The 13,061-nt window shown below is 55.9% G+C and carries 14 protein-coding genes and 3 pseudogenes; 1 reads left to right on the forward strand and 16 read right to left on the reverse strand.

All coding sequences use genetic code 11. The features are described 5' to 3' along the window. From BHE85_RS26670 to BHE85_RS02430, 16 genes and pseudogenes are all read right to left on the reverse strand, one after another. Positions 1-79, reverse strand: a pseudogene (locus tag BHE85_RS26670) (phage minor tail protein L); the annotation flags it as partial. Further along, a complete protein-coding gene (locus tag BHE85_RS02350) occupies positions 79-408 on the reverse strand; it encodes a phage tail protein (RefSeq protein ID WP_000846687.1) in 330 nt (109 codons plus the stop codon). The gene BHE85_RS02350 and the pseudogene BHE85_RS26670, both read right to left, overlap by 1 nt. Continuing rightward, a pseudogene (locus tag BHE85_RS27160) lies at positions 405-2,976 on the reverse strand (phage tail tape measure protein). Before BHE85_RS27160 ends, BHE85_RS02350 begins: the two are co-directional and overlap by 4 nt. Continuing rightward, a complete protein-coding gene (locus BHE85_RS02370) occupies positions 2,957-3,370 on the reverse strand; it encodes a phage tail assembly protein T (protein ID WP_052270451.1) in 414 nt (137 codons plus the stop codon). The pseudogene BHE85_RS27160 and the gene BHE85_RS02370 overlap by 20 nt, the downstream one beginning before the upstream one ends. A gap of 26 nt (positions 3,371-3,396) precedes the next feature. Continuing rightward, positions 3,397-3,828 carry a phage tail assembly chaperone G gene (gpG, locus tag BHE85_RS02375; RefSeq protein ID WP_000479095.1) on the reverse strand — a complete coding sequence of 144 codons (432 nt, stop codon included), beginning with the start codon at positions 3,826-3,828 and terminating at the stop codon, positions 3,397-3,399. Positions 3,829-3,841: 13 nt separating this feature from the next. Then, a complete protein-coding gene (locus tag BHE85_RS02380) occupies positions 3,842-4,594 on the reverse strand; it encodes a phage tail protein (protein ID WP_000235110.1) in 753 nt (250 codons plus the stop codon). A 7-nt stretch (positions 4,595-4,601) separates the two neighbouring features. Then, a complete protein-coding gene (locus BHE85_RS02385) occupies positions 4,602-4,997 on the reverse strand; it encodes a phage minor tail U family protein (protein WP_000683079.1) in 396 nt (131 codons plus the stop codon). Next, a complete protein-coding gene (locus BHE85_RS02390; RefSeq protein ID WP_000974980.1) occupies positions 4,994-5,527 on the reverse strand; it encodes a phage tail protein in 534 nt (177 codons plus the stop codon). The genes BHE85_RS02385 and BHE85_RS02390 overlap by 4 nt, the downstream gene beginning before the upstream one ends. Before the next feature lie 15 nt (positions 5,528-5,542). Beyond that, complete coding sequence (locus tag BHE85_RS02395) at positions 5,543-5,896, reverse strand: head-tail joining protein (protein ID WP_001204554.1); 354 nt, start codon at positions 5,894-5,896, stop codon at positions 5,543-5,545. Further along, positions 5,889-6,272, reverse strand: coding sequence for a DNA-packaging protein FI (gene gpFI / locus BHE85_RS02400; RefSeq protein WP_000201501.1), 384 nt, complete (start codon positions 6,270-6,272; stop codon positions 5,889-5,891). The genes BHE85_RS02395 and gpFI overlap by 8 nt, the downstream gene beginning before the upstream one ends. A gap of 51 nt (positions 6,273-6,323) precedes the next feature. Further along, entirely contained in the window at positions 6,324-7,352 is a 1,029-nt protein-coding gene (locus tag BHE85_RS02405; RefSeq protein ID WP_039064389.1) for a major capsid protein, read from the reverse strand. Positions 7,353-7,409: 57 nt separating this feature from the next. Further along, positions 7,410-7,757 (reverse strand): head decoration protein, encoded by a 348-nt coding sequence (locus BHE85_RS02410; protein WP_000256824.1) that lies wholly within the window; start codon positions 7,755-7,757, stop codon positions 7,410-7,412. A gap of 36 nt (positions 7,758-7,793) precedes the next feature. Next, positions 7,794-9,299, reverse strand: a complete 1,506-nt coding sequence (locus tag BHE85_RS02415) for a S49 family peptidase (RefSeq protein WP_001253958.1) — start codon at positions 9,297-9,299, stop codon at positions 7,794-7,796. After that, positions 9,289-10,881: a phage portal protein gene (locus tag BHE85_RS02420; RefSeq protein ID WP_000831818.1), complete on the reverse strand. Its 1,593-nt coding sequence runs from the start codon at positions 10,879-10,881 to the stop codon at positions 9,289-9,291. Before BHE85_RS02420 ends, BHE85_RS02415 begins: the two co-directional genes overlap by 11 nt. After that, positions 10,878-11,084 (reverse strand): phage head-tail joining protein, encoded by a 207-nt coding sequence (locus tag BHE85_RS02425; protein ID WP_000259002.1) that lies wholly within the window; start codon positions 11,082-11,084, stop codon positions 10,878-10,880. The genes BHE85_RS02420 and BHE85_RS02425 overlap by 4 nt, the downstream gene beginning before the upstream one ends. Beyond that, positions 11,068-12,699 (reverse strand): annotated as a pseudogene (locus BHE85_RS02430) (phage terminase large subunit family protein); the annotation flags it as partial. The pseudogene BHE85_RS02430 and the gene BHE85_RS02425, both read right to left, overlap by 17 nt. Before the next feature lie 55 nt (positions 12,700-12,754). Between BHE85_RS02430 and BHE85_RS02435 the strand changes: the two are divergent. After that, positions 12,755-13,061: transposase (locus tag BHE85_RS02435; RefSeq protein WP_032219445.1), on the forward strand; the 307-nt coding region annotated here is incomplete at its 3' end.

The raw sequence follows: 13,061 nt of genomic DNA on the forward strand, positions 1-13,061 counted from the left end.
CGATTTCCCAGAGCACCACGCTGGCCGACTGCTCCGCACGGGTGCATTCATTCAGTGTTTCCTGCCGGATATCCTGCATCAGTTCACCACCTGTTCAAACTCTGCGCTGAACTCAACACGCAGCATACTGACCCGCGACGACCATTTTGCGCAGGTCACCTTTATCTGCCGCCACTCATAAGGCGGCGTCCACAGAAAGGATTTCCAGCCCCCGTGCTCAGCCAGAAACGACTCAAGCGCCGTGGCCTCCCAACGGGGAACAGAAAGCGTCACGCTGTACGTTTTCAGGTCGGCATTCAGCCCGGCAGGCGCTCGCTGGGAATAGCCATCACCAAAGCGCACTTTCCTGACGGAAGGGGCTGAAGCCACATCCATACCGGGTTTCACTTTCCAGTGGAAGGTCTTCATCGTCCACCTCCGGAGAACAGACCACCATCGCGCATCTGTGCCTGAATTTCATCACGGGCACCCTTGCGGGCCATGTCATACACTGCCTTCAGCATCTGTGGACCTGGCAGACCATTCGTACCGTCGTTCTGAATCACCACGTTGTTGTTCTGCTCAAATCTGATACCCTCTGAACGCCGCATTTGCGCCGGACTTCCGGTGCCACCGACATAACCGCCGGTGGCATAGCCGCGCATCAGCCGGTAAAGATTTCCCACGCCAATCCGGCTGGTCGCCTCCTTCGTGAAGACAAACTCCCCGCGATGAACAATCCCCGCAGGTTCATATTTCCCCCCCGTCCCCGTAAATCCCCCGGTCGCGAAATGGAAGTTCGCGCCGCAGCCTGAATGGCCGTCCCCGTGGAGGCAGACGCACCACCACCGAAAGCACCGCCAATGGCGCTGCCGATACTCCCGACTATCCCCACCATCGCCTGCTTCAGAAAAATCTCTGTCAGCATGGACAGCACAGAACGGGTGAAACCACGCCAGTTCTGTTCGCTGCCGGTCAGCATCGCCGCCATATTCTGTGCAATACCGTCAAAGGTCTGCGTGGCCGCGTTTTTAACCTGCGAAAAACTGTCCGTCGCACTTTCCGCCCACTCGCCCCAGCCGGACTTCATCCCGGCCATCCAGCTTCCACGAAGCTGCTCCTCCGCAGACCAGGTGTTCTTCAGTGCAGATGTGGCCTTCGCCAGCGCAGCCGGATTATCACCGTACACCTCACGAAGGCGCTGCTCTTCCGACTCCCGCTGCGCCTGACGGTCAGTGAGGCCGCGGGCTTTTGCGCTGATTGCCGCCTGCTTCGCGCTCTGCTGCTGTTCAAACCGCGCCGCCTGCTGTGCCAGCTCATTCAGCCGCTTCTGGTGTTCAATCTTGTCTCCCAGCTCAGCCAGCTGCGTTTGTACTCCAGCGTCTCTTTCTCATGAGCCAGCAGGGATTTTTCCTGCTCAGATAACTGCCGTTTCGTGGCGGCCTCTTTCAGGACCACATACTGATTTTCCGCTTCCCATAAATCCCGGCGCTGCTGGCTGATTTTCTCATTCACACCGCTGTGTTTTTCCAGCGTCCTGAGCTCGGTTTCAAGCGCCAGCATGGCTGCATGCGCCCGGTCTTCCTGGCGCTCACCGGCAGACACCTTCACACCTGACGGCTTTTTCAGCGTCGATTCATAATCCTTTTTTGCCGACGCCATCAGCGTGTTGTAATCCGCCTGCAGGATTTTTCCGTCTTTCAGGGCCTTATTCAGCTCTTTCTGACGGGCGGTATATTTATCCAGCGGCGTCTGCAGGCGCTCATACGCCTTCTGCGCCTCTCCGGTATACTTCAGCTGTGACGCCTCACGCTCAGCCCGGTCCCTTGCCGCCAGTTCACCGGCTTTTTCCATATCCGACTGCAGCGTGGCCGCTGCCAGACCCAGACGGGCATTTTCCCGGTCATCCCATGCCCCCTGAAGGTTCGCACGAAAAGAGGAGGTCTTTCCCCGGCGCTGGCTCCGACTCTGGTACCACTGCCATTTTTTATCCGCCTCATCAAATGCCTTCTGCGCACTGGCGAGCATATCCGCTGAGGATTCAGGACGACCGATATCCAGAATGGCATCCCACATCGATTTGAATGCCTTCCCTGTTTTATCCGCCCAGGTCTCCAGTGTTCCCATGTTTTCTTTCAGGCGACGGGTCTGCTCATCAAAGCCTTTCGTGGCGATATCGTTCGCCGCCTGCAATGCCCCGGCCTCGTCTCCGGAACGCTGCAGCTGTGCAACATACGCAATCTGCTCTGCCGTCACGTTACGGAACTGGCGCGCCATCGCCATCAGTCCCGACGTCGGGTCAGTGGTCAGCTTCCCGAAGGCTTCAGCGACTTTATCCACCTCCACACCGGATGCAGACGCAAAACGCGCGACACTCTGGTTGATGGCATCAAACTGTTCACCACCACGCACACCGGCATTCACCAGGGCTGCCAGTGACTCTCTCGCCTGGTTAAACGTCAGCCCTGCTGCCTGCCCGGCTCTTGAGAGAGTCAGCATACGATCGGCAGTCAGTCCGGACTGATTACCGGAAAGAACCAGGGTTTTATTAAACGCTGAAAGCGTGGAATCTCCCTGGTACCAGGCGTACACCAGCGCACCTGTCGCCACCGCCAGCGAGGTGACCCCGACCATCGGCAGGGTGATCGCACCGGCAAGCCCCCTGAACATGGGGATCATCCCGCCGAAGGAGTCCTTCACCTGACCGCCCTGTTGCAGCAGGATCAGCCAGGGATTCTGACCACCTGCAAGCTGCGTGGCGATATCCGTAAACTGTGCGGGCAGGGTTCGCATGGCCGCTTTATACTGCCCGACGGAAATCCCGGCTTTTTGTGCAGCCAGCGCCTGGCGGCTCAGGCCCTGTTCAACAGCACTGGCGGTTTTTCTGGCGTCGGTATCCAGACCTGAAAAATGACGCCTTACCCGGCTCATCTGCTCATCGAAACGGACAGCATCCAGACTCAGGTCAATAACAAGATCACCAACCGGCTGGGACATATCTCACACCTCCCGGAATCCCCGCTGAAGCCATCATTAATGCGGCATCATCCACCATGACATCCGCCACATCCGCAGACGATAAAATATCGCGCCCTCCGTCCCCACCGAACCGGACGCCTCCGGCAAGTCCTGCCGCTTTCTGCATCAGCATTTTGTCCTCATCCGGCCTCTCCACCTGCTCTTCCTCATGCCGGGAGACAAGCAGACTGAAATCAGAGGGATGCATATCCGGATCGCAAAAAAACAGGCTGAGTACAGCGTACGTCAGCCCGGAAAAATGCATATCCAGCTGGGTATCCTGAAAATAATGCGTGCGGTAAAAACGGTGCCAGTCGGCATATTCGGTGGATGTCATCCCGGCAAGCATGGCGCGCCAGTCGGGTCTCCCCATCTCACGCGCCAGTCTGAGGGCAAAGTTCAGCTCGCCGTCGAAGACTTTCCCGCAGAAAAATCATCATCAGTCAGCGTGTTATTTTTCGCCACTTCAGTAATATCAGTATCCGGACGAACAGCTTCGATCATCCCGGACAGGCACAACACCACGTCTTCCGCCCGGGCAATGGCATCGGCAGGCCAGGTGGTGAGCACTTCCTGCTCTATCTTCATCACGGCCTCATTCATTGACGGTGACTGCGTTTTCTGTGGATGGTTATGCCACAGGGACATCGCCACCAGAAACGCGCCGGTTCTGACGAGATCTTCCACGCTTACCTGCAGGTTGCCGCAGGATTCTGCCTGTTCTGCACGCCGTTTCAGGAGGGCAAGATGCTCGATACGCTGCAGCGCAGACAATTCGGAAAGCGTGACAGACACACCGTTATATTCAAATTGTTCTGTTTTCAGAAACATGTATTACCTCCGTTTACCCTGCAGCGCCCGCTTCAGTAACGGTGACTTCAGCCACTGCGGCGAACTGACCATTTCCGCTCACCACAGGGATCTGCACCTTACCTGTCGCCACGCCGTTTACCGTAATTGTCATATCTTTCACACTAATGGTGGCTTTCGACGGATCGGCGGAAACCGCTCTGAACGTCTTGTCGGTTGCACTTTCCGGCTCAAAAGAAACCGTCAGGGTGGTTGTTTTCCCTTTTGCCACCGTACCGGATGTCGGCGTCACCTTAATCGCACTGACCGGCGTAATTTTGCTGCGTTCTTCCGCTACAGAAGGTTTACCCACGTTAGTGACTTTCACCGTGCGGGTGATCACTTCTTTCGCCGTCACGGCCTTACCGATACTGCTGACCCAGCCACGAAACACATCCACCGTGCCATTCGGAAAACGGATTTTATAGGCCCGGACATCGCCGCTTTCAAACCAGCCTATAAGCCCTTTCTGGCCTTCCTCTCCCGGTTTCCAGGCCAGCGTAAAACTGGTATCACCTGCAGATTTCTGCCCCTGCCCGGTCGCGGTCCAGTCCGCGTCTTCATCATCCAGGTAGTTATCATCGTAGGATTCTGCCGTCATCTCGCCCGGCGTCAGATCCTTCACCTTAGCCAGTCGCTGCCAGTCATCGTCTGACAACGGGTTTGCATAAGCATCACCCTTGCCGTTGTAAACCCACAGAGTGGTACCGGCACCTTTTACCGGCTCAAGGGGATTTGGTGTTGCCATATCGTCCTCACATCTCGTATGTAATGGAATAAGTCAGATCTGCAGAACTCCATAACGCCATATCGTCATCACGACGATACTCATAGCCCTGCGTAACCATCGTGGTAATCAGTCCTGCCAGTGCCGGGATCGCGGTCATCGCCGGGTAAATCCGGCTTTCCATCCACTGATCAAGCTCTGAATCCGGTACCTGTGCCGGTAAAAACACCTCAATATGCAGCGTGGCCCGCCAGGTATCTGCATCCAGCTCTTCACCGGTATACTCTGCATCCGTCAGATAAACCGCGATCGCAGGAAAATCCTCTTCGTCAAAAACAACGGGGCGACCATCAAACAGCGTCGCCCCGTGTTCATGCTGCTCGAGTGCATCCAGCACTGCGGCACGAATGTCAGTGTGTTTCATCGTTTTATTGCAATCCTCAGTTGTTGTTTCAGCGCGTATGCCAGTTCTTTAGGCAGGCGTTCACGCCGGATACGGTCAACATTCTCATCAAATGCCTGTTTCAGTGGGGCCGCCATCGGGATTTTCACCACATCAATGGGGTAACGGTTTTTCCCGGCCACACGCTGCATGACATGCCAGCGACCATTTTTTAATCGCTGAATAAATGCCCGCTGATACCGATGCTGACCGGCTTTAAGTATGCTGTTCGGGCGACGCCCCAGCATCCTGATCCCCAGCTTAATCACAGGGAGATCACCGCGGTTAACGATAATTCTGGCATTCGGATTTCTGACCGTCGCCCGTTTCAGTCTGGACCGTTCCTTAACCAGTTTCCGGCGAACCTTTGTCTCCCGGGCAACCTGTGATGAAGACTGATTAATCGCCGTTGTGGCCACGCGGTTAATGGCCATTGCTGAAGCCGCCGGAATGGCGTTTTTACGAACCCGGCTCAGATTGTCAATCGCCTGATCAAGCCCTTTTATCGCCATAATTTCACCCTGCGTTTATCGTCGCCGGTTAACTGCGGGTGGTTGACCACGGTTGAGCCAGAGATAACAGCTGCCCCCGTCATCCGGAGAAACACGATCCACCCAGAATATCTCACCATTAATGGTCAGCGTGTCACCACGCCGCACGGCACGAACCGTATCCGTCCGCACAAATAATGACGGGCTGCTTCCTTCAATACGGACCCCGCCACCGGCAAACCCCAGCGACTCCGGATCATCAAAAACCCCCTGAACTTCGCTGCCACACTGTGCCCCCGAGGTGAACTGCGCACAGAGCCCCATCACTTCAACGATCGTACTGTCTACCCCGGCGAGGGCAGCATCAAAGGCATTCTGAAAATCACGCATATTCAGCCGTTCCGTGCTGTATCATGGCCGTTGCCAGTGATGATGGCACCAGAACACGCATACCCCGTAACGCCAGCTCAACGGGACGACCTGTCTCCGGGCAATACCCCATTACTTGCAGGCACTTCCGTACCCGGACGGCTTTAACATCATCCGGAGCATCCGTGTTGTTCAACTGCTCACCATCGTCTGTGTGATTTTGATCAGCCCCGCTCTCATCAGAGTGCATAATGCCCTCCGGGGAAACAGCAAGCTCCTCTTCCCACTCAGACACACGTTGAGCAATATCCGCAGCACTCCCCGACATATCCGCCTCGCGCCCCAGCAGGCCAGCCAGTTGACGAAGACGATTCAGATTTTCTTCTTTTGTTGCCATCTCAGCCTCCTGTGAAAAAAGACACGGGGGCATTTCGCCCCCGCTCACGGATTATTTCACCTGTACCACCACAAACTCATCCGGATCCGGCAGCACCATCAGCGGAGCGGACTGCGTCATGGTGAATTCACAGGACGGATCGCCCACGGTCAGCCAGTGTTTCGGGTAACGGGAAGAAGCCACCACTCCTTCAGACAACGCCTGTGCATCCTTAATGGCACCATAGCAACGAATCCCCTCTGCCGCCGTATTCCCCAGCACCAGCATGCCCTCCGGCAGATAACGTTTTTCGGTACCGTCCTCTGCCACATAAGACGTTTTCGCCACCACAATGGCCAGATCGCCGTAATACCCCTTGAAGGACACCACTGCGCCCAGATCTTTCACTGCCGTTTCGAGTTGTGAATTTGAGCCGCGACGGGTATCCAGTTTTTCGCGGAACAGCTTAAAGCCATTCAGCAGACGCCAGACCGTACCGTCCATAATGGCGATATTCACAAGGCCGCTGGCCTGATCGCAGTAGAGGTCAATATCATGCGTCGGATCAAACGTATCACGGTCCTGCTCAGACCATTTTTTACCGTCAGCCTGCTCAATGTTATTTCCTTCAGAGCGCCCGAAATCCACCTCGACAGTATCAAACTGATCCCCTTCCATGGTGTATTTGCCATACAGCACGGCATTCACCGCCTGCATTTCTTCCACCTGGACAATGGCGTGCTCTTCCTGTTTGAGGTTATCGGTAATGATACGCAGACGACGGTAGGCCGGGTCGTTCAGCTGAGCCGGATCTTCACCAGGAAGGCGCTCAACCGCCTGCTGGTAATTAAATTCGTGTTTGGGCTTGACGTAGCCCGGACGTAACACGCGGGTTTCACCACCGCGATGGCGAAGCACTTTTCCTTCAACGATCGGGGAGACATAGGCCGCCACCGGCGTTTTTCCGGTAATTCTGTCCAGCATCACCTCTTCGGTGTGGAAATTCACCGTACGGCGGAAAAACAGCTCCAGAAACAGCGCACGAAATTTCACTTTTTGTTCGGTATAACCGAGTAACTGGCGGGTCGTAAACAATCCCATAAATCAGTTCCTTTCATTCAGAAATCAGTCAGGCCGCCATGGTGGCCTGATAACGTGTTACGGCAGAGCCGTGTGACTCAGGGCTGTGCCGGCAAAGGCATTTGCCTTTTTGTGTTCATCCACACTGTCAGGCCAGCGGATTGCCTCCGTCGCAAAGGTCCCCGACTTGTAATAGGTCAGCACCGTCTCTGTGCCTTCAAGCGGCAGTACCAGTATGCCAACCGCACTACCGGCTTTCTGTCCATCCCAGACCACCAGTTTCCCGGTGGCTTCATCCAGCATCAGGGGCGTCAGAGCCGGTGTTGCAGAAGAAATCCCGCTGCTGCCTGTGGCGGTATGAGCCGGATCATTACCGGCAAAAATACGTACTTCCGCACGCTGTTCAGTGATGGTTTTCGTCACCATTTTGTTAAAACCTCATATTGATGGTCAGCACTGACTTCATGGCATGGCCATGAGCATTTTCACGTCCGCATCACCGTCTGCTGACGTCTGTGACACGCCACCCCGCACCGCTGCCGGTGAATGATTCGCCATGAAATGTTCAAACAGGGCGGTTGTGGATGCAGAGACCGGTTCGGCCTTACCTGATCCCGCAGCCAGCACAGCCCGGGCGTTCTCCACGGTCATTCCCGGGCAGGCCGCCAGTTTTTCAGCCTGCGCTTCTGCCCCTTTTGCCTCATCCAGGGCCATGATCTGATCACGAAGTGAGGGCCCGGCATCCGCCAGTGGTGCAGCCGCCAGGATCGGGCGGGCTTTTTCCACCGTCATCTCCGGCATCGCCGCCAGCGTTGCCGCCAGTTGTTCACGACCGTTCGCTTCTTCACACGCCATAATGCGATCGGCTTCACTCTGCGCGGATGCCACCGGCTGCTGCGGTGCCGCCGCGGCCAGAATCGCCCGGGCCTGTTCAACGCTCATGCCCTGTTGCCCTGCCAGCATCGTGGCAAGCTGTTCACGTCCTTTCGCTTCCTGGCATGTCAGGATCCCCATCACTCGCTGGTTCTCCTGCACGGCGGCTTCCGTTGCAGTTAATTGCGGCATAGTGCCTCCTCTGACATTACTGTTCAGCGCCGTGGCCATCACACTGATGGCATCCGACGCATTGATTAATTCATCCGCCAGCCCGGCCTCAATGCCGGACTGACCTTCAAAAACAGCGGCCTCTGTTCCCGTGACTGCATCAACAGACAGACCGGTAAACATCGCCACTTTTTCGGCAAACATCCGGCGCGCCGCATCAATCCGCTGCTGCATGTCCTGGCGAACCTCTGCCGGCAACGCTTCAAACTGATTGCCATCCACCTTGTGCGCCCCTGAGTAAATCAGCGTGATATCCACACCGGCCTGCGCCAGATGACCGGCATAGCTGACATGGCTCATCATCACGCCAATGGAACCGATACGGGATGTCTGGGTAACCAGCCGTCGGGAGCAGGCCGACGCCAGCAGCATGGCCGCAGAACAGGCCGTGTCATTACACAGTGCCCAAACCGGCTTCTGCTGCCGGAGGCGGTAAATCATGTCAGCGCAGTCAAACGCGCCGGCGGCCTGCCCGCCCGGACTGTCAATGTCCAGCAGTATGCCCCGCACCTGGCTATCTGCCATTGCCTGCTGAAGACAGGCGACAATGCCGTCATAGCCAGTCATTCCGGAAAATGGCCGCATCCCCCCCAGCCGGTGCACCAGCGTGCCGGTCACCGGCAGTACCGCAATACCGTTCACCACCCGGTAAACACGGGCCGGTCGTTTACCTCCGGCCATGTACTCGTCCGTTTCAGCCAGCATCCCGGGAGCATCAAGCTGTACCTGCTGTTGCGGTACCGAAAGACTTGCTGCCCCCATCTCGCGCCCCAGCGCGCAAAAGAAAACCCGCGCATAGGCGGGCTCCAGAAGCAGCGGTTCATTGAATGCTGCTGCAATAATGTGTGAAAGATTACGTCTCACGTGGTGTTGTCTCCTCTTCCGGCCTGCGACTCTCCGCTATCTGCTGCTGATACGCCTGCGCTATCCACACCGGACGTGAGAGTCCGGCTTTTTCCCGCTCTGCAGATTCCCTGACCTGCTGGCGGAAAATGTCCTGATAATCCTCGCCCATCAGCGCCAGCTCTTTCTCATACGTGCTCAGTCCGGCCTCAATGCGCATCACTGATTCCTGAACCTCCTTGAGCCCGTCAATGGCCATTCTTCCGGCTCCAATCCACTCAGCCCGTGACCAGGCTGATCGCGCCTGATAAAAATCAAACCGTGCCCGTGGCGGACGAATAATCCCCCGAAGAAGTGCCTCTTCCAGCCAGCAGGAAAACATCTGCGTGGCCAGCCGGGACGCAATAAATTTTCGCCGCCCCATAAAATAGCGCCACGACTCATTGGCGGATGCGCGGGCACTTGAGTAACTGACCTTCGAGTAATCACGGGACAACTGTTCGTAGGAAACGCCAAGACCGGCGGCGATATACCGCAGCAGCGCCTGTTCAAGCGCCGAAAATCCATTGTCTGAATCCTGCGCGGTCTGAAGTTTCAGATCATCACCGGGGAAAAGGTGCGGAATTTTGACACCGCCCAGCGTCACGCTATTCGTGTCATACCAGGTGGAGAACTTATCCAGAATATTAATAAGCGGATTATCCTTCTGCCCCTGCGGCGCACCGGCGATATATTCAAAGGCCTTTTCGGTATCAAGGTCACTTTCAATCGTCGCTGCATACATCGCCTTCACTATGGCCGACTGAAGCTGTGTTGCCTGCAGGGAATCCAGCATCTTCAGCCGTTCCATAACGCTGTAAAACTGATTGGCTCCACGGGTCTGCCCGTCCTCCACCGGCTCGAAAATATGCAGCATGGCCGGACGCCCGGTGGGTAGTTCACGCGGGATCCGTTCCCATCGTCCACTCCCGGAGCGAGGAAAATCATCCTCACAGATATGGTACGCAACGGCACGGCCATATCGATCAACCTCCACACCGGCCCGCAGAAAACGGTTCCCGATACCGTGTCCTGGCGTGTCCACCCGTTTCGGACTCACGGCTTTAAAACGCGTACGAAACAGTTGCGTACTCTCCGTATCCCAGACCGGCTGCACAAAGATTTCGCCGTTAAACGCATGAACGCCCACACCTTCACGGATAAATTCCGTAAACGTGCGTTTCCCTTCCACGTCGATCTCACCAAACATCCCTTCTGCGTATTCTGACCAGGCCGCCTCCACCTCATCGACAAAACTTTTTGCCGCGGTCTCCCGCATCCCCAGCCAGCGCCAGTTCGGACGGTAGCTAATCAGAAACATATGCCCGACAATGTGATCCTTATGCAGGGCCACCGCATTGGCCGCTATTCCGTTATTGCGCACCAGATCATCTGCACGGGCATTCCCCAGACGCAACGCGGGCAGCAGGGCCGCATCGGCACTCTGCGAGGGTGGCAACCACTCTGCCATTTGCCCGCCAAATCCTGCACCGCCACCGGTGTAGCTGAGGCTCTCCCGAAGCGGAACGCCGTTCACATCAATCAGGACAGGCGTTCGTTTCATAACCTCACTCCCAGCGGACGACGGCGACGGCGGGTTGTCCCCAGTACCGACTCCGCATCATTGATCGCCCGGTTAAGCTCATCCAGAGAAGCTGCCGTATATTCAATTCTGCGACCATCTTTCTGGACAGACACCACCCGTTTACCGGTTAATAAATCAAGGCGCGCCTGACGCAGCGCCTGCAGTTCAGCGACTGTAACCATTCACTCCTCCGGACAGCTTCGCTGCCAGTTCTTTAAGGGTTGGCCGGGTCGTCTCTTCTTCCCGGGATTTTGCCAGTACAGCCAGATCAAGCTGCCAGCGTTGCACGGACACACGTAATGCCGCGTAGGCATACACCAGGCAGTCCAGCGCTTCGTTACGCCGCTTTTTGTTATCCCACAGCAGACGCATCTTTCCTTTTTCCCACTTCTCCACAAGCTCTTCCGCCACCAGTTGCTGCGCCTCTGTCTGCGAAAAAATCTCCGGATCATCAGGAAAACGGATGGCATACGACGTGGCTTCATCCGCAGGCGTGGGATCGGCTTTCATACGGGCATAGAGAATTTCTTTTGCGGTGTCCGTCCCCACTTCGCACAGATACACGCCCCGCTGATTGCGGGTTTTTGGCATGGTGATCACCGGCTTGCCATAAACAGATGCACCTTTTACCGGCAGCACCCGGAAAACACCGTGTTTTTTTGACCTCTGATAGACAATTTCGCCATCGATCCCCCCGGTGTCCCAGCAGACACGGGAAATGGTCATTTCGGTTCCGTCTGCATGGCGGTATTTTTTGTTGATCGCCACATCCACACGTAACAGCGTCTCTTCCTCATCGGGACGCCCCATAATGATGATTTTATCCACCAGAAAGGCTTCCTCTCCCGGAGCCCATCCCCAGACATACATCTCAAAACGGTTTCGCTGCGAGTCAATGCCCGCCGTCAGATAAACCACCCGGGAAGGCACCGCAGCCGTGTAACGCACAACCTTATCCATCAGCACCTGGTGATCGAGTTTTTCGCCCACGGCCTCTTCCCAGGTCTCGCCCAGCGTGGTGTTCACAAAGGTTTTCAGGCCGTTGGGATCTTTCAGTGCATCCAGCCAGTCATAGACAATCTGTACCCAGGTGGTGAACGGACTGTACGCCGTCCAGATATGGAATGTGATGGAGCGCGGCGGCGGAATTTCATTATCCGCGGCGCTGAAAAATGTCAGACCGTCACGAGTCCACATGCCCGTGTTTTCACAGATCCACCGCCCGTTACTCTGGTCAAGCTCAGACTGATGGATCACACAGCCATGATGCTCACAAAGGTAGAAAACACTTTCTGGCTTATTCTTCTCCCACTTAAGACCGAAAGGCGAGGCATCATCGCCAAATTTCAGATACTGCTCCTCCCCACAGTGCGGACAGGGCACATAAAAACGCATGAAATGTGCCGACTCGTTAGCGGCTTTTTCGATCTGGCAGGAGCCTTTGATTTTAGGCGTCGAGCCGCGAATGGATTTTGGCCATACAGAGCCCTCAATACGTTTATCCCCCAGCAGGGTTGGCGAACCCTCTTTTTCAACATCCGGTTCGAACGAGGAAAGCTCGTCATAACAAACCACATCCACGGATTTTTCACGGTAGTTTTTTGCTGCCGCTCCCCCCAGACACCAGAAACCCACACCGGAGGAAAAACGCTTCAGGGTGAGCGTATTATCGCGGTGTTTTCTTCCGAACCATGGAGCCAGCTCCAGCAATGCAGGAACATCCCTTATCGTTGGCTCAACATGAGATTTCATAAAATCTTCAGCAGCTGAGTCCGTGGGCTGAAAAAGAAGGCTGTTGTGAACCGCCCCGGGAATCCTGGAGACTAAACTCCCTGAGAAAGAGGTAAACAGGATGACTAAAAATACTCGTTTTTCCCCCGAAGTCCGTCAGAGGGCGATTCGTATGGTTCTGGAAAGTCAGGGCGAATATGACTCACAGTGGGCGGCAATTTGTTCCATTGCCCCAAAGATTGGCTGTACACCGGAGACTCTGCGTGTCTGGGTACGCCAGCATGAGCGGGATACCGGAGGCGGTGATGGCGGGCTCACCACCGCTGAACGTCAGCGTCTGAAAGAGCTGGAACGTGAAAATCGTGAACTGCGCCGCAGTAACGATATCCTTCGCCAGGCTTCCGCTTATTTTGCGAAGGCGGAGTTCG

The organism is Shigella sp. FC1567 (genome assembly GCF_001743015.1).
GTDB lineage: Bacteria > Pseudomonadota > Gammaproteobacteria > Enterobacterales > Enterobacteriaceae > Escherichia > Escherichia coli.

What these genes read in the sequence shown, in the direction of transcription:
- BHE85_RS02350 (WP_000846687.1), bottom strand. Translation starts at nt 408, where the DNA reads ATGAAGACCTTCCACTGGAAAGTGAAACCCGGTATGGATGTGGCTTCA.
- BHE85_RS02370 (WP_052270451.1), bottom strand. Translation starts at nt 3,370, where the DNA reads ATGGGGAGACCCGACTGGCGCGCCATGCTTGCCGGGATGACATCCACC.
- gpG (WP_000479095.1), bottom strand. Translation starts at nt 3,828, where the DNA reads ATGTTTCTGAAAACAGAACAATTTGAATATAACGGTGTGTCTGTCACG.
- BHE85_RS02380 (WP_000235110.1), bottom strand. Translation starts at nt 4,594, where the DNA reads ATGGCAACACCAAATCCCCTTGAGCCGGTAAAAGGTGCCGGTACCACT.
- BHE85_RS02385 (WP_000683079.1), bottom strand. Translation starts at nt 4,997, where the DNA reads ATGAAACACACTGACATTCGTGCCGCAGTGCTGGATGCACTCGAGCAG.
- BHE85_RS02390 (WP_000974980.1), bottom strand. Translation starts at nt 5,527, where the DNA reads ATGGCGATAAAAGGGCTTGATCAGGCGATTGACAATCTGAGCCGGGTT.
- BHE85_RS02395 (WP_001204554.1), bottom strand. Translation starts at nt 5,896, where the DNA reads ATGCGTGATTTTCAGAATGCCTTTGATGCTGCCCTCGCCGGGGTAGAC.
- gpFI (WP_000201501.1), bottom strand. Translation starts at nt 6,272, where the DNA reads ATGGCAACAAAAGAAGAAAATCTGAATCGTCTTCGTCAACTGGCTGGC.
- BHE85_RS02405 (WP_039064389.1), bottom strand. Translation starts at nt 7,352, where the DNA reads ATGGGATTGTTTACGACCCGCCAGTTACTCGGTTATACCGAACAAAAA.
- BHE85_RS02410 (WP_000256824.1), bottom strand. Translation starts at nt 7,757, where the DNA reads ATGGTGACGAAAACCATCACTGAACAGCGTGCGGAAGTACGTATTTTT.
- BHE85_RS02420 (WP_000831818.1), bottom strand. Translation starts at nt 10,881, where the DNA reads ATGAAACGAACGCCTGTCCTGATTGATGTGAACGGCGTTCCGCTTCGG.
- BHE85_RS02425 (WP_000259002.1), bottom strand. Translation starts at nt 11,084, where the DNA reads ATGGTTACAGTCGCTGAACTGCAGGCGCTGCGTCAGGCGCGCCTTGAT.